This is a genomic window from Enterobacter sp. 725m/11 (assembly GCF_011683705.1).
In the GTDB taxonomy this organism is placed as follows: Bacteria; Pseudomonadota; Gammaproteobacteria; order Enterobacterales; family Enterobacteriaceae; genus Enterobacter; species Enterobacter bugandensis.
Map to the genome: position 1 here is coordinate 43948 of NZ_JAAQOK010000023.1, position 15863 is coordinate 59810.

General features: G+C 56.3%; 14 protein-coding genes. 6 read left to right on the plus strand and 8 right to left on the minus strand.

From position 1 onward, the window contains the following. Positions 1-71 precede the first annotated feature (71 nt). The 7 genes from yidZ to rpmH form a co-directional block, all read right to left on the minus strand. Entirely contained in the window at positions 72-1043 is a 972-nt protein-coding gene (yidZ, locus tag HBA26_RS11920) for an HTH-type transcriptional regulator YidZ (RefSeq protein WP_061096720.1), read from the minus strand. After that, complete coding sequence (locus HBA26_RS11925) at positions 1012-2187, minus strand: MFS transporter (protein WP_126345641.1); 1176 nt, start codon at positions 2185-2187, stop codon at positions 1012-1014. Before HBA26_RS11925 ends, yidZ begins: the two co-directional genes overlap by 32 nt. A gap of 111 nt (positions 2188-2298) precedes the next feature. Next, complete coding sequence (mnmE, locus tag HBA26_RS11930) at positions 2299-3663, minus strand: tRNA uridine-5-carboxymethylaminomethyl(34) synthesis GTPase MnmE (protein ID WP_126345640.1); 1365 nt, start codon at positions 3661-3663, stop codon at positions 2299-2301. A 72-nt stretch (positions 3664-3735) separates the two neighbouring features. Further along, a complete protein-coding gene (yidC, locus tag HBA26_RS11935; RefSeq protein WP_028014931.1) occupies positions 3736-5379 on the minus strand; it encodes a membrane protein insertase YidC in 1644 nt (547 codons plus the stop codon). 2 nt (positions 5380-5381) lie between these two features. After that, a complete protein-coding gene (yidD, locus tag HBA26_RS11940; protein WP_001307474.1) occupies positions 5382-5639 on the minus strand; it encodes a membrane protein insertion efficiency factor YidD in 258 nt (85 codons plus the stop codon). Next, positions 5603-5962, minus strand: a complete 360-nt coding sequence (gene rnpA, locus HBA26_RS11945; protein WP_014072458.1) for a ribonuclease P protein component — start codon at positions 5960-5962, stop codon at positions 5603-5605. Before rnpA ends, yidD begins: the two co-directional genes overlap by 37 nt. A gap of 16 nt (positions 5963-5978) precedes the next feature. Next, a complete protein-coding gene (rpmH, locus tag HBA26_RS11950; protein ID WP_000831330.1) occupies positions 5979-6119 on the minus strand; it encodes a 50S ribosomal protein L34 in 141 nt (46 codons plus the stop codon). Positions 6120-6718: 599 nt separating this feature from the next. On the opposite strand from rpmH, the gene dnaA reads away from it, so the two are divergent. The 4 genes from dnaA to gyrB are packed head-to-tail and all read left to right on the plus strand — an operon-like array spanning position 6719 to position 12731. Further along, positions 6719-8113, plus strand: coding sequence for a chromosomal replication initiator protein DnaA (dnaA, locus tag HBA26_RS11955; protein WP_032644944.1), 1395 nt, complete (start codon positions 6719-6721; stop codon positions 8111-8113). A gap of 4 nt (positions 8114-8117) precedes the next feature. Continuing rightward, positions 8118-9218, plus strand: coding sequence for a DNA polymerase III subunit beta (gene dnaN, locus HBA26_RS11960; protein ID WP_008500170.1), 1101 nt, complete (start codon positions 8118-8120; stop codon positions 9216-9218). Further along, a complete protein-coding gene (recF, locus tag HBA26_RS11965; protein WP_045260850.1) occupies positions 9218-10291 on the plus strand; it encodes a DNA replication/repair protein RecF in 1074 nt (357 codons plus the stop codon). The genes dnaN and recF overlap by 1 nt, the downstream gene beginning before the upstream one ends. 28 nt (positions 10292-10319) lie before the next feature. Beyond that, the gene (gene gyrB, locus HBA26_RS11970) at positions 10320-12731 is read left to right on the plus strand and encodes a DNA topoisomerase (ATP-hydrolyzing) subunit B (protein ID WP_028014934.1); all 2412 of its coding nucleotides are present in this window, start codon (positions 10320-10322) and stop codon (positions 12729-12731) included. Between the two features lie 34 nt (positions 12732-12765). Here the strand turns inward: gyrB and HBA26_RS11975 are convergent, their stop codons facing one another. Beyond that, entirely contained in the window at positions 12766-13701 is a 936-nt protein-coding gene (locus tag HBA26_RS11975; RefSeq protein ID WP_126345639.1) for a LysR family transcriptional regulator, read from the minus strand. A 109-nt stretch (positions 13702-13810) separates the two neighbouring features. On the opposite strand from HBA26_RS11975, the gene HBA26_RS11980 reads away from it, so the two are divergent. After that, positions 13811-14836 (plus strand): NAD(P)-dependent alcohol dehydrogenase, encoded by a 1026-nt coding sequence (locus HBA26_RS11980; protein WP_126345638.1) that lies wholly within the window; start codon positions 13811-13813, stop codon positions 14834-14836. A 115-nt stretch (positions 14837-14951) separates the two neighbouring features. Further along, positions 14952-15764, plus strand: coding sequence for a sugar-phosphatase (gene yidA, locus HBA26_RS11985; protein WP_047363227.1), 813 nt, complete (start codon positions 14952-14954; stop codon positions 15762-15764). Positions 15765-15863 lie beyond the last annotated feature (99 nt).

The window sequence follows — 15863 nt, forward strand, 5'->3', positions numbered from 1 at the left end:
GCTTAACTTGACTCCTGTTTTAATCAGTAAATCGGAGTAAGAGAAGCCTGAAGGCCGAACTTTACATTTTCTTAGGCAAAAATTGGATCGCTGCCACCGTACAACGCCTTGATGGTCTCCCGCAGCCAGAGGATTTTCGGATTATGGCTGTTCCGTTTATGCCAGATCAGCGTGAAGGGAACGGTCAGCTTTTCAGCCTGCGCTTCGTCAATGGGAATAGGAAGCGCGATCAGCTTCCGCTGGTGGAGTTCATTGTAGTGGCGACAGTAGTGGGGAGCCGTGGCGATATAGTTATGACCGGGCTGCGCCGCCATAAACATCGACTGCTCAAAGCCCGGCAAACACATGGCAATGTTTCTCTCCCGCCCCATCTCTTTTAGCACCTCATCCAGCGCCCAGGTGTCGCTCCGTTCCCAGAAGATACTGATATGGGGATAGCGCAGGAAGGTCTCCAGATTCCACTCCTCCTGCAGAGCGGGGTGGTCCTCACGCAAATAGACGTATGGACGGTCGCTAAACAGGATTTCGTAGTCGATAAACCACGGCATCAGCTTCAGCAGTTCACGCGAGCGCGGGTGGGTTTCGCGACCGGTGAAGCCAACGTCCACTTCCCCGCGCGTAATGGCGTCCAGCGAGTCGTAATCCCAGTGACGCACCTTCACCGTCGCCTGCGGATAACGCTGGTTCACCTGCTCAAGCAGGGCGTTAAAGCGGATGAGCATCAGCGGCGTTTCGGCGGCCAGCACAAACGTCAGCCCGCCAGGCGAATCATGGTGAGATTTATCGAGGATCTGGTTGCCGATCTGCATCCAGTCGGCCAAATCCTGCTCCAGGCTGACTGTCAGCGGCGTAGGCAGCAGCCCTAACGGCGTTTTGACAAACAGCGGGTCGTCAAACCAGTCGCGCAGCCTGGCCAGCGATTTACTCACCGCCGACGGCGTCACGTTCATCCGCTTTGCGGCTTTGGTGACGCTGCGCTCCTGCAGCAAAAGCTGCAGGCAAAGCAACAGGTTAAGATCGAGACTGCTGATGGGCTTCTTCATACTGTGCCGCGGGCTGGATGACCATAAGTAAGGTGATGCAGACTATGCTACAGCCAATCAGAATCCCGATCAGCATATTGAGCGCGTTAAGTCCGATGACTGCCGCCAGCCATATCCACAGAGACGAACCGCAGACCTGCGCGATCCCCAGGACCGAGCTTGCCACGCCTGCCCGCAGCGAGAAGGGACCAAGCGCCTGACTCATCGCCACGCCAAAGCCAACCGAGAACCCGGCACAGATGAGCGTAATGCCCGTCAGCATCAGCGCATGCGAGCTGGTGGTTGCCAGAACCACACCTGCGGCGAGAAACAGTACCTGCGAGGTCAGCATCAGCGTGCGCTGGCGGAAGATATTCAGCGCGAAGGGGGTAGAAAATGAGACGGCCATACTGACCATAGCGGTTAATGCCATTACCGTGGAATACTCACCGCGATCGAAACCCATGGTCTCCATCAGCAACACCGGGGAAACGTTTACATACGTCAGGATCACCGCCACGCTTAACGTGGTTACGGCCAGACGGCTGAGGAAGAAGCGATTGAGAAGTTTCTCTGCCGGATGAATGGTCGCGGTATGGCTGGGATTCTGCGAGCCCGGGTGGGTCTCTTTCAGTACGGCGATCGACAGCACAAAGACCAGGGCGCCCATTGCAGCCATGGTCCAGAACAGGCTCTGCCACGGGAATTTCAGCATGATCAGATAGCCTACAACCGGTGCCAGCACCGGAATGATGCAGGTTATCCCGTTCAGCATGGAGAGCACTTTAGCACGGCGCTGGGCGCTTAAGGTGTCGCGCAAAATGGCAAACGCCACCACGTAACAGCCGCCGGCACCAATGCCCTGGATGAACCGTCCTGCCAGGAACAAGGTGCTGTTCTGTGCCTGTGAGCAGAGAAGAGAGGCCAGGGCAAAGATGATGGCTCCGGTAATTGCGACGGGCTGACGGCCAGCCTTATCCGCGATCTTCCCGGCAAAGACCATCGACGACGCCATTCCTGCGAGGTAGGCCGAAAACGCGATATGCAGCTGCGCTTCGCTGGCACCCAGATCGCGGGCGATATGCGGTAATCCCACCAGATACATATCAATACCCGACGGATAAAGCAGAACTAATGCGAAACTACAAAACAGAAAACGCGCCATAAACCCCCCATAAATGCAGGCATGCAGAATAGGGGGTGAAAAGGGTTTAGGCGAGTTGCCATTTGGACAATGGTGATTTCCTGAGAGGAAATCACCATCAATTAGCGGAAACTATTTACCAATACAGAAGCTCGAGAAAATCCTGCCCAACAGATCGTCCGACGTAAACTCCCCGGTGATCTCGCTCAGATTCTGCTGCGCCAGACGCAACTCTTCCGCCAGCAGTTCACCCGCCCACGCACCAATCAGCTGCGCTTTGCCCTGGTCAAGATGGCGTGCCGCCTCTTCCAGCGCCTGCAGGTGACGGCGACGCGCCAGGAAGCCACCTTCCATGCTGGTGTCAAAGCCCATGCTCTGCTTGAGATGATTACGCAGGTCGTCCACGCCTTCACCCGTCCGCGCCGACAGGCGAATAAGTGAGTGACCATTCACATCGGTGATGCCCAGCGTTTCGCCGGTCACGTCTGCCTTGTTGCGCACTACGGTTATTGGCAGTTTGGCCGGCAGACGGGCGATAAAGTCCGGCCAGATCTCCGCCGGGTCAACGGCGTCGGTCGTGGTGCCATCTACCATAAACAGCACGCGGTCGGCCTGCTCAATCTCCTGCCAGGCGCGTTCGATGCCGATACGCTCGACTTCATCGCTGGCATCGCGCAGGCCCGCGGTGTCGATAATGTGCAGCGGCATCCCGTCGATGTGGATATGCTCGCGCAGCACGTCGCGGGTGGTCCCAGCTATGTCGGTTACGATTGCCGCTTCACGGCCCGCCAGGGCGTTCAGCAGGCTCGATTTCCCGGCGTTAGGGCGACCAGCAATGACGACCTTCATCCCTTCACGCAGCAGGCTGCCCTGACGCGCTTCGGCGCGGACGGCATCCAGATCGCTCATCACCTGGTTCAGCTGTGCTTCGATTTTACCGTCAGAGAGGAAGTCGATTTCCTCGTCCGGGAAGTCGATAGCCGCTTCGACATAGATTCGCAGGTGAGTAAGTGCTTCCACAAGGTGATTCACACGTGCGGAAAACGCGCCCTGCAGCGAGTTCAGGGCGGAGCGGGCCGCCTGTTCAGAGCTGGCGTCGATCAGGTCTGCAATCGCCTCGGCCTGCGCCAGGTCGAGCTTGTCGTTCAGGAAGGCACGCTCGGAGAATTCGCCCGGCTTCGCAATGCGCAGGCCAGGCAGGGTCAGAATACGTTTTAACAGCAGGTCAAGGATAACCGGGCCGCCGTGGCCCTGAAGTTCCAGCACGTCTTCGCCGGTAAAGGAGTTCGGGCCGGGGAACCACAGCGCAATGCCCTGGTCCAGCGCCGTGCCGTCGGCATCTTTAAACGGCAGGTAATCAGCGTAGCGCGGCTTTGGCAGTTTACCCAGCACCGCTTCAGCCACCTCGCGCGCCTTCAGGCCGGAGATACGCAGAATGCCTACACCACCGCGTCCCGGTGGGGTTGCCTGGGCGACGATAGTGTCGTTATGGCTCATGGTTGCTCTCGTTCAATACAAATAAAAAAGGCGGTCAATCGACCGCCCTTATTTTAGCGTTATCTTACCGAATCAGGACTTTTTCTTTTCGCGGCTATGCAGGCCACGTTTTTCCAGACCACGGTAAATCAGCTGCTGCTGGATGATGGTCACCAGGTTGCTGACGATATAGTACAGCACCAGACCTGACGGGAACCACAGGAAGAACACGGTGAAGATGACCGGCATAAAGGTCATGATCTTCTGCTGCATCGGGTCGGTCACGGTGGTTGGCGACATTTTCTGGATGAAGAACATCGTCACGCCCATCAGGATCGGCAGGATGTAGTACGGGTCCTGTGCGGACAGGTCATGGATCCACAGGGCGAATGGCGCGTGGCGCAGCTCAACGGAACCCATCAGCATGTAGTACAACGCAAGGAAGATTGGCATCTGAATCAGCAGCGGGAAGCAACCACCCAGTGGGTTCACTTTCTCTGCCTTATACAGGGCCATCATTTCCTGGCTCTGACGCTGTTTATCATCGCCCAGACGCTCACGCATCGCCTGAATCTTCGGCTGCAGCATGCGCATCTTCGCCATGGAGGTGTACTGCGCTTTGGTCAGCGGGTACATGATGCCACGAACGATAAAGGTGATAACGATGATGGAGAAGCCCCAGTTACCCAGGAAGCTGTGGATGAACTTCAGCAGCTTAAACAGCGGCTGCGAGATGAACCACAACCAGCCGTAATCAACGGTCAGATCCAGATGCGGCGCGACGGCAGCCATTTTGTCCTGAATTTCCGGGCCGACCCACAGGGTGCTTGCCAGCTTACCGGTTTGACCCGGCTGAACCAGAACAGGCTGTGATTTGTAGCCGATGGCTGCAATACCGTTGCCCAGGTTCGCGGTGTAAAAGTTATTCGTACCGTCGTTATTCGGGATCCACGCGGTCGCGAAATACTGCTGCAGCATTGCTACCCAACCGCCTTTGGAGCTGACGTTCAGGTTTTCGTTATCGGCAATGGTGTCGAATTTGTATTTCTCGTACTTCGCATCAGGCGTGGAGTACGCCGCGCCACGGAAGGTATGCAGCGCAAAGTTGCTGCTTCCGGTGTCACGGTGTGACGGCAGATTGATGGACTGCTTCAGCTGACCGAAGGTAGACAGTTCCAGCGGTTTCGCACCGGCGTTCTGTACGCTGTAGCCCACGTTCACCGCATACTCACCGCGTTTCAGGGTGAAGGTTTTGGTGAAGGTGTTGCCTGCCGCGTCGGTGTAGGTCATCGGGATAACGAGTTCGTTCTGGCCATCAGCCAGTACAAAGGTGTCGTTCTCGACGTTATACAGTGGACGCGCACCGTTAGCCGGGTTATCCGGGCCATCACGACCGGTCAGGCCGCTCTGCGCCTGATACAGGAACTCCGGTGTGGTTTCCAGTAACTGGAACGGTTCGTTAGACTTCAGCTCTTTCGGGTAGGTCAACAGCAGCGCCTGCTCAACATCACCACCACGGGTGTTGATAGTCAGCTCAAGCACATCGGTCTTAACCGTAATCTGTTTCCCCTGGCCACTGGCCGGTACGCCCTGGTCGGCGGCGCTACCCGCTGCGGTGGTCGTGGTCTGCGTGGTCTGCTGCTGGGGTTGAGGATTTTTATCCTGCTCCCATGCCTGCCAGATCATGAAAGACACGAACAACAAAGCGATGATAAGAAGATTGCGTTGCGAATCCATCGTTAGTGTTCTCTGGTATCAAAAGGTCCTGGGGGGACGGGGTCGTCTCCACCGGGGTGTAAAGGGTGGCATTTTAATACGCGTTTCACCGTCAACCAACTGCCTTTTATCACTCCAAACCTGCGCAATGCCTCAATTCCGTAGCTTGAGCATGTTGGTGTGAAACGGCAGTGCGGCCCGAGTAGCGGACTAATCAGGCGTTGATAGACCCGAATGAGGGCTATCAGGACCCGTGAGCCAGGCGACAGTGGCGGCGCCATAATTTTTCCAACGCTTCCGAGAGAGCACGGTTATCGAGGTCGGCAACCCCTTTTTTAGCCACCACCACGAAATCCATAGAAGGCAGTTCGTGCTGACGTAAACGGAAGCTTTCACGCGTCAGACGTTTAATCCGGTTGCGTTCATGCGCACGCTTAACGTTTTTCTTAGCGACTGTGAGACCGATGCGGGGATGCCCCAGCGAATTTTGGCGGCCGAGGATGGTGATTTGCGGCGTGCCAGCCCGTTGTGGCTGCTGGAAGACGAAAGTGAAATGAGTGGGAGTTAACAAACGTAACTCCCTGGGAAATGCTAGCTTAACCACTCAGGGGTTAGCTTTATTACTTGGAAACGGTCAGACGAGCGCGGCCTTTAGCACGACGACGTGCCAGAACCTGACGACCATTTTTAGTAGCCATACGAGCACGGAAGCCGTGAGAACGGTTGCGCTTCAGTACAGACGGTTGAAAAGTGCGTTTCATGGCGATTTCTACCTAAACTTGAAAAAATTCATGACTTTTGCGGATGCCCGACCGAGTTTCGAATGACGGACGCCGAAGCCGTGGGTGATTAAAGAGGCCGGATTGTAATAATTGTACACTCCGGAGTCAATTCTCTTTCCTTATTTCCCGCGTATTTCCGCACGATTTCGCGTGGAAAATGAGCAACGGACGACGCAGGAAGATGAGCATCACGCGCCGGGTCGAGGATTATACGGCCTCGCCAACAAAGCGCAAGGATCGTCCCGGATCTTCGTTAGATCATTTAAGCAATAAATTGTCGCTGCTCATTAAATTTTCCAATATGCGGGCTAAATCGCGGGGCACTCGCGCCAGGATCGTTTACACTTACCCGGTTTCGGATCTTCCTGTGGATAAATCGGGAAGAATCTGTGAGAAACAGAAGATCTCTGGCTCAGTTTACGCTATGATCCGCGGTCCCGATCGGGATCCCAGGATCCTGGTCAGGATAAATTGCAGATAGCAATTCGCACGTCCCCCTTTACACAGGGTCATGTCGATGTGCGCCAACAATCATGAATATTCAATAGTTTTCTTTTATTGTTCGAGTGGAGTCCGCCGTGTCACTTTCGCTTTGGCAGCAGTGTCTTGCCCGATTGCAGGATGAGTTACCAGCCACAGAATTCAGTATGTGGATCCGCCCGTTGCAGGCGGAGCTGAGCGATAACACGCTGGCTTTGTATGCGCCAAACCGTTTTGTGCTCGATTGGGTAAGAGACAAGTATCTTAATAACATCAATGGCCTGCTGAACGATTTTTGCGGGTCAGATGTCCCACAGCTGCGTTTTGAAGTGGGCACAAAGCCGGTCACCCAAACCGTTCGTGAAACCGTAAATGTAGCCGCGCCCGCTCAGGCTGTTCCGGCTCCGGCGCCTCGCGTTGCACCTGCTCGTCAGGGCTGGGATAACGTCCCTGCCCCCGCAGAGCCAACCTACCGCTCTAACGTTAACGTGAAACACACGTTCGATAACTTCGTTGAAGGTAAGTCGAACCAGCTGGCGCGCGCGGCAGCCCGTCAGGTTGCCGATAACCCCGGCGGTGCTTACAACCCGCTGTTCCTGTATGGCGGCACGGGTCTCGGTAAAACCCACCTGCTGCATGCGGTAGGTAACGGCATTATGGCGCGCAAGCCCAACGCGAAAGTGGTGTATATGCACTCCGAGCGCTTCGTTCAGGACATGGTAAAAGCCCTGCAAAACAATGCGATCGAAGAGTTTAAACGCTACTACCGTTCCGTTGACGCGCTGCTGATCGATGACATCCAGTTCTTTGCCAATAAAGAACGATCGCAGGAAGAATTTTTCCACACCTTCAACGCCCTGCTGGAAGGTAATCAGCAGATCATTTTGACCTCGGATCGTTATCCTAAAGAGATCAACGGCGTTGAAGATCGTCTCAAATCCCGCTTCGGCTGGGGCCTCACCGTGGCGATCGAGCCACCGGAGCTGGAAACCCGCGTCGCGATCCTGATGAAGAAAGCCGATGAGAACGACATCCGCCTGCCGGGTGAAGTGGCGTTCTTTATCGCCAAGCGCCTGCGCTCCAACGTGCGTGAGCTGGAAGGGGCGCTGAACCGCGTTATCGCCAATGCCAACTTCACCGGTCGTGCGATCACCATCGATTTTGTGCGTGAAGCACTGCGCGATTTGTTGGCATTGCAGGAAAAACTGGTCACCATCGACAATATTCAAAAGACGGTGGCTGAGTACTACAAGATCAAAGTGGCAGATTTACTGTCTAAACGTCGTTCCCGCTCGGTGGCGCGTCCGCGTCAGATGGCGATGGCGCTGGCAAAGGAGTTAACCAACCACAGTCTGCCGGAAATCGGCGATGCGTTTGGTGGCCGTGACCATACGACCGTGCTGCACGCTTGTCGCAAGATTGAGCAGTTACGCGAAGAAAGCCACGACATAAAAGAAGATTTTTCCAATCTAATCAGAACATTATCATCGTGACGCTATGAAATTTACCGTTGAACGTGAACATTTATTAAAACCGCTGCAACAGGTGAGTGGCCCATTAGGCGGCCGCCCAACGCTGCCTATTCTCGGAAACCTGCTGCTTCAGGTCGCGGACGGTACGCTGTCGCTGACCGGTACAGATCTGGAAATGGAAATGATCGCGCGCGTTACGTTGACGCAGCCGCACGACGCGGGCGCGACAACGGTTCCGGCACGTAAATTCTTTGATATTTGCCGCGGGTTGCCGGAAGGCGCTGAAATCGCCGTGCAGCTGGAGGGCGACCGCATGCTGGTGCGCTCTGGCCGCAGCCGTTTCTCGCTCTCCACGTTGCCCGCTGCGGACTTCCCGAACCTGGACGACTGGCAGAGTGAAGTTGAATTCACTCTTCCGCAGGCGACGATGAAGCGTCTGATTGAAGCCACGCAGTTCTCCATGGCGCATCAGGACGTTCGTTACTACTTAAACGGCATGCTGTTCGAAACCGAAGGTGAAGAGCTGCGTACCGTCGCCACCGACGGTCACCGTCTGGCGGTCTGTTCCATGCCGATTGGCGACTCGCTGCCGAACCATTCGGTGATCGTGCCGCGTAAAGGCGTGATTGAACTGATGCGTATGCTCGACGGCGGTGACACGCCGCTGCGGGTGCAGATTGGCAGCAATAACATCCGTGCCCACGTGGGCGATTTTGTCTTCACTTCGAAGCTGGTTGATGGCCGTTTCCCGGATTATCGCCGCGTATTGCCGAAGAACCCGGACAAAACGCTGGAAGCGGGCTGCGATAGCCTCAAGCAGGCGTTTGCCCGCGCGGCGATTCTCTCGAACGAGAAATTCCGCGGCGTGCGCCTGTACGTGAGTGAAAACCAGATCAAAATCACCGCCAACAACCCGGAGCAGGAAGAGGCAGAAGAGATTCTGGACGTCACCTACGCCGGGGCTGAGATGGAAATCGGCTTCAACGTCAGCTACGTGCTGGATGTGCTCAATGCACTGAAATGCGAGAATGTGCGCATTCTGCTGACCGACTCCGTTTCGAGCGTACAGATTGAAGATGCGGCCAGCCAAAGCGCGGCTTATGTTGTCATGCCAATGAGACTGTAATGTCGCTCACCCGTCTGTTGATCCGCGACTTTCGCAATATCGAAAGCGCGGATCTCGCTTTATCCCCCGGCTTTAACTTCCTGGTTGGCGCGAACGGCAGCGGCAAAACCAGCGTGCTGGAAGCCATCTATACGCTCGGCCATGGCCGGGCGTTTCGCAGTTTGCAGATTGGTCGCGTCATTCGCCACGAGCAGGAATCCTTTGTTCTGCACGGGCGTTTGCAGGGCGCAGAGCGGGAAACCGCCATCGGCCTGACCAAAGACAAGCAGGGCGATAGCAAGGTGCGCATCGACGGCACCGACGGCCATAAGGTGGCGGAGCTGGCGCTGCTGATGCCAATGCAGCTGATTACGCCCGAGGGGTTTACTTTACTCAACGGCGGCCCCAAATACAGAAGAGCGTTCCTCGACTGGGGATGCTTTCACAATGAAGCCGGTTTCTTTAACGCCTGGAGCAACCTGAAGCGTTTGCTTAAACAGCGTAACGCCGCGTTGCGCCAGGTCACGCGCTACGCCCAGCTGCGTCCGTGGGACATGGAACTCATCCCTCTTGCGGAACAGATAAGCCGCTGGCGTGCCGAATACAGCGCGGGTATCGCCGAAGATATGGCCGACACCTGCAAACAGTTTTTACCCGAGTTCTCTCTCACCTTCTCCTTCCAGCGTGGCTGGGAGAAAGAGACGGATTATGCCGAGGTGTTAGAGAGAAGCTTCGAGCGCGATCGGATGTTGACCTACACCGCGCACGGCCCGCACAAGGCGGATTTCCGCATTCGTGCCGACGGTGCGCCGGTGGAAGACACGCTGTCGCGCGGGCAGCTCAAGCTCCTGATGTGCGCGCTACGCCTGGCGCAGGGGGAGTTCCTCACCCGCGAGAGCGGACGACGCTGCCTGTACCTGATAGATGATTTTGCCTCGGAACTTGACGACGCGCGGCGCGGGCTGCTTGCCAGCCGCTTAAAAGCCACGCAGTCGCAGGTTTTCGTCAGCGCCATTAGCGCTGAACACGTTATGGACATGTCGGACGAAAATTCGAAGATGTTTACCGTGGAAAAGGGTAAAATAACGGATTAACCCAAGTTGAAATGAGCGAGAAACGTTGATGTCGAATTCTTATGACTCCTCCAGTATCAAAGTCCTGAAAGGGCTGGATGCGGTGCGTAAGCGCCCGGGTATGTATATCGGCGACACGGATGACGGCACCGGTCTGCACCACATGGTATTCGAGGTGGTAGATAACGCTATCGACGAAGCGCTCGCGGGTCACTGTAAAGACATCGTGGTCACCATCCATGCGGACAACTCCGTCTCCGTTACCGATGACGGCCGTGGCATCCCAACCGGTATTCACCCGGAAGAGGGCGTCTCTGCTGCGGAAGTGATCATGACCGTACTGCACGCAGGCGGTAAGTTCGACGATAACTCCTATAAGGTTTCCGGCGGCCTGCACGGCGTAGGTGTTTCCGTAGTAAACGCCCTGTCGCAAAAGCTGGAGCTGGTTATTCAGCGCGAAGGCAAAATTCACCGTCAGATCTATCAGCACGGCGTGCCTGAAGCCCCGCTGGCCGTTACCGGTGATACCGATAAAACCGGTACCATGGTGCGTTTCTGGCCGAGCCTTGAAACCTTCACCAACGTCACTGAATTCGAGTACGACATCCTGGCGAAGCGCCTGCGTGAACTGTCGTTCCTGAACTCCGGCGTCTCTATTCGCCTGCGCGACAAACGCGACAATAAAGAAGACCACTTCCACTACGAAGGCGGTATCAAGGCGTTTGTTGAGTATCTGAACAAGAACAAAACGCCAATTCACCCAAATATCTTCTATTTCTCCACCGAAAAAGACGGTATCGGCGTGGAAGTGGCGCTGCAGTGGAACGACGGTTTCCAGGAAAACATCTACTGCTTTACCAACAACATTCCACAGCGCGACGGCGGTACTCACCTAGCGGGCTTCCGCGCGGCGATGACCCGTACCCTGAACGCCTACATGGACAAAGAAGGCTACAGCAAAAAAGCGAAAGTCAGCGCCACCGGTGACGATGCCCGTGAAGGCCTGATTGCCGTGGTTTCCGTGAAGGTGCCGGATCCGAAGTTCTCCTCACAGACCAAAGACAAGCTGGTTTCTTCTGAGGTGAAATCGGCGGTTGAGCAGCAGATGAACGAACTGCTGAGCGAATACCTGCTGGAAAACCCGAACGATGCGAAAATCGTGGTGGGCAAAATTATCGATGCGGCACGTGCTCGTGAAGCAGCGCGTAAAGCCCGTGAAATGACCCGTCGTAAAGGCGCGCTGGACCTGGCAGGCCTGCCGGGCAAGCTGGCTGACTGTCAGGAACGTGACCCGGCACTGTCCGAACTGTACCTCGTGGAAGGGGACTCCGCGGGCGGTTCTGCGAAGCAGGGCCGTAACCGTAAGAACCAGGCGATCCTGCCGCTGAAGGGTAAAATCCTCAACGTTGAGAAAGCGCGCTTCGATAAGATGCTCTCTTCTCAGGAAGTGGCGACGCTCATCACCGCGCTCGGCTGCGGCATTGGGCGCGACGAGTACAACCCGGACAAGCTGCGCTATCACAGCATCATCATCATGACCGATGCGGACGTCGACGGCTCGCACATCCGTACGCTGCTGTTGACCTTCTTCTATCGTCAGATGCCTGAAATCGTTGAGCGTGGCCACGTCTACATTGCCCAGCCGCCGCTGTACAAAGTGAAGAAAGGTAAGCAGGAACAGTACATTAAAGATGACGATGCGATGGATCAGTACCAAATCGCGATCGCCCTTGATGGCGCGACCCTGCACGCGAACTCCAGCGCGCCGGCACTGGCAGGCGAGCCGCTGGAGCGTCTGGTCTCCGAGTTCAACGCCACGCAGAAAATGATTGGCCGTATGGAACGCCGCTATCCAAAAGCGCTGCTGAAGGAGCTGGTCTATCAGCCAACCCTGACCGAAGCCGATCTGAGCAACGAGCAGGCCGTGACCCGCTGGGTGAATACCCTGGTGAGCGAGCTGAACGAGAAAGAGCAGCACGGCAGCCAGTGGAAGTTCGACGTTCAGCAGAATGCGGCACAGCAGTTTGAGCCGATTGTTCGCGTGCGTACTCACGGCGTCGACACCGACTACCCGCTGGAGCACGAATTCGTGACCGGCCCGGAATACCGCCGCATCTGCACCCTCGGCGAGAAGCTGCGCGGCCTGATCGAAGACGATGCCTTCATCGAACGTGGCGAGCGTCGTCAGCCGGTAGCAAGCTTCGAGCAGGCGCTGGACTGGCTGGTGAAAGAATCCCGTCGCGGTCTGTCTATCCAGCGTTATAAAGGTCTGGGCGAAATGAACCCGGATCAGCTGTGGGAAACCACCATGGATCCGGAAAGCCGCCGCATGCTGCGCGTCACCGTTAAAGACGCGATTGCAGCGGATCAGCTGTTCACCACCCTGATGGGCGATGCGGTAGAACCACGTCGTGCGTTCATTGAAGAGAACGCACTGAAAGCGGCGAATATCGATATTTAACAGTCGCTATCCCGCATGAAAACTGGCCGCGCTTTTAGCGCGGCTTTTTTATGGGCGCAGGAATGTCCAGCGACATCGCCGCCGGTAAACGGCTCGCCAGCGCATCTATGGCCATTCTTACCCTCAGGGGCAGGTACGGCGTCTGTTGCCAGACGGCATGGACGTCAAAATGGACATCCGGCGCCTGCTTAAAGAGCGGGACGAGCTTTCCCTGATGCATTTCTTTGATGGCCATCCAGCAGGGGAGCCAGGCAATGCCGTGCCCGGTCACCGCCGCGTCGCAGATGGCCTGCAAATCATCCATATTGAGTGATGACCGCGGCGTAAACGTGCGCGGCGTTCCGTCGCTGTCCATAAGCTGCCAGGATAGCACGCGGCCTGCGCGCAGATAGTTAATGGCCGCGTGCCGGGATAAATCATCCACAGCGTCTGGATGACCTCTTTTTTGCAGATAGTCGGGCGAGGCGCACAGGACCATGCGGTGTTCTCCCAGCTTTCTGGCCACCAGCACGCTGCTGTCCTGCAGCGTGCCGTTACGTACCGCCATATCGAAGCCTTCCTCGACCAGATCCACCACGCGGTCGCTGAACGACATTTCAAGCTCAAGCCCAGGGTGTTCCTGCGCCAGTTCAATCAGCAGCGGCGCGACGCACTGGCGTCCAAACAGCACCGGCATGGCAACACGAAGCCGACCGTTGATCTGATGTTTCCCCGTTTCCAGCAGGGATTCCGCGCTCCTGATCTCCTCCAGCGCGCGCAGGCAGCGCTCGTAGAACAGGGCGCCGTTATCGGTGAGCCGCTGGCTGCGGGTAGTGCGCTGAAACAGCCGCACTCCCAGACGTTCCTCAAGTCGAGCAATGCTTTTACCCACCGCAGAGCGCGACAGGTGCAGGCGAACTGCGGCCTGCGCAAAGCTTCCTGCCTCCACGGCAGCGACAAAAACAGGAATATCTTTCAGCGTATCGGTCACGGTTTGTATCCATTCAGGCGTCAATGAAGAGAAAACTTATCGCCACTGGTGACGATGAGTCAACGGTAGACTGTCATTACTGAAGCTTATCTGATGGCAGGAGGAAAAAATGACAGAGACAATGCAGCGCTGGTCAATGAACGCCCTCGGGCGCGAGAATCTCAAACTCATTCATGAATCGGTTCCACAGCCAGGCCCCGGTGAGGTTCGCGTACGGGTAAATGCCGTTGCGCTCAACTATCGCGATAAAATGGTTATCGAAGGCACGATGCCGATTCCGCTTTCCTTCCCGTTCACCCCGGCGTCTGACATGGCGGGCGTGGTGGACAGCGTAGGTGAAGGTGTCACGCGTTTCAAACCCGGCGCTCGCGTCATTTCAACCTTCTTCCCGGAGTGGATCGACGGCAAGCCGCAGGCAGACGCGCGTGATTTGCCCTACAAAACGTCCGGCGGCTATTTCCAGGGAATGCTGGCCGAATATGTGGTTGTAAATGAAAACGCGCTGGTAGCCTCCCCGGAAAGCCTGGATGACGCAGAGGCCAGCACGTTACCCTGCGCAGGGCTTACCGCCTGGTTCGCGCTGGTGGAGCGGGGTCAGCTCCGCGCCGGGCAATCGGTGCTGGTACAGGGGACGGGCGGCGTGGCGATTTTCGCCCTGCAAATTGCAAAAGCGCACGGCGCAGAGGTTATTGTCACGTCCGGGAGCGATGAAAAGCTGGCGCTCGCCAAAAAACTGGGCGCCAGTCAGGGCGTCAACCGCCTGAAAAGTGACTGGGCTGAAGAAGCATTGGCGCTGACTCAGGATCGCGGCATCGACCATATTATCGAAACCGTAGGTGGGGAAAACCTGAAGCATTCCCTGCGTGCCGTTGCCGTTCATGGGCGTATCTCCGTCATTGGCGTGCTGGCCGGGACTGACATTTCGCTGCCTGCTGGTGAGCTGCTGCTGAAATCCCCCGTCATTCAGGGGATTGGCGTGGGACACCGCCGGGCGCTGGAGGATTTCGTCCGCGCTGTTGACGTCACGGGACTGAAGCCGGTGATTGAGCATCGCTACCGTTTTAACGAGCTTGAACAGGCCCTTGAACATCTGGATCGCGGCGCATTCGGTAAAATCGTTCTCACCCGCGAGTAAGTCGTCGTTCCCCAGGATAAGCGTAAAAGGGGGGGTTCTGTTGCGCAATGTAGCTCTATTTTTGTGTGCTTAATCGCGTTAGCATGAGGTAGCACTCATTTATCCCGGGGAACTCATGGCTATCAAACTCATTGCAATCGATATGGACGGCACGCTGCTGCTGCCAGACCACACTATCTCTCCTGCCGTTAAAAACGCGATCGCCGCCGCACGAGCGAAGGGCGTGAATGTGGTTCTGACCACGGGGCGTCCGTATGCGGGCGTACACAGCTACCTGAAAGAGCTGCACATGAATCAGCCGGGCGATTACTGCATCACCTATAACGGCGCGCTGGTGCAGAAAGCCGCAGACGGCAGCACGGTTGCGCAAACTGCGCTGAGCTATGATGACTACCTGTTCCTCGAAAAACTGTCCCGTGAAGTGGGCTCCCACTTCCACGCGCTCGATCGCAATACGCTCTACACCGCCAACCGAGATATCAGCTACTACACGGTGCATGAATCCTACGTTGCGACCATTCCGCTGGTGTTCTGTGAAGCCGAGAAAATGGATCCGGCGACGCAGTTTCTGAAGGTGATGATGATCGACGAGCCGGAGATCCTGGATAAAGCCATCGCGCGCATTCCGGCGGAGGTAAAAGAGAAGTACACCGTGCTGAAAAGTGCGCCGTACTTCCTCGAAATCCTCGATAAACGCGTCAATAAGGGCACCGGCGTGAAATCACTTGCTGATGCGTTAGGCATTAAGCAGGAAGAAATCATGGCGCTCGGCGACCAGGAGAACGACATCGCGATGATTGAATTCGCGGGCGTTGGCGTGGCAATGGATAACGCCATTCCTTCGGTGAAAGAGGTGGCTGATTTCGTCACCAAATCCAACCTGGAAGACGGCGTTGCCTACGCGATCGAGAAGTTTGTGCTGCAGTAACGCTTATTTTCAATCATCAGCCCCGGTTATCAACCGGGGCTTTTTTTTGCCCTGTATTTATCGAATTGTTCTTTTTGTGATCTTGATTGTAGTACAACA

Bases quoted from the DNA above. Each gene is read 5' to 3' on its own strand.
- yidZ (WP_061096720.1), bottom strand. From the start codon at position 1,043: ATGAAGAAGCCCATCAGCAGTCTCGATCTTAACCTGTTGCTTTGCCTG.
- HBA26_RS11925 (WP_126345641.1), bottom strand. From the start codon at position 2,187: ATGGCGCGTTTTCTGTTTTGTAGTTTCGCATTAGTTCTGCTTTATCCG.
- mnmE (WP_126345640.1), bottom strand. From the start codon at position 3,663: ATGAGCCATAACGACACTATCGTCGCCCAGGCAACCCCACCGGGACGC.
- yidC (WP_028014931.1), bottom strand. From the start codon at position 5,379: ATGGATTCGCAACGCAATCTTCTTATCATCGCTTTGTTGTTCGTGTCT.
- yidD (WP_001307474.1), bottom strand. From the start codon at position 5,639: ATGGCGCCGCCACTGTCGCCTGGCTCACGGGTCCTGATAGCCCTCATT.
- rpmH (WP_000831330.1), bottom strand. From the start codon at position 6,119: ATGAAACGCACTTTTCAACCGTCTGTACTGAAGCGCAACCGTTCTCAC.
- dnaN (WP_008500170.1), top strand. From the start codon at position 8,118: ATGAAATTTACCGTTGAACGTGAACATTTATTAAAACCGCTGCAACAG.
- recF (WP_045260850.1), top strand. From the start codon at position 9,218: ATGTCGCTCACCCGTCTGTTGATCCGCGACTTTCGCAATATCGAAAGC.
- gyrB (WP_028014934.1), top strand. From the start codon at position 10,320: ATGTCGAATTCTTATGACTCCTCCAGTATCAAAGTCCTGAAAGGGCTG.
- HBA26_RS11980 (WP_126345638.1), top strand. From the start codon at position 13,811: ATGACAGAGACAATGCAGCGCTGGTCAATGAACGCCCTCGGGCGCGAG.
- yidA (WP_047363227.1), top strand. From the start codon at position 14,952: ATGGCTATCAAACTCATTGCAATCGATATGGACGGCACGCTGCTGCTG.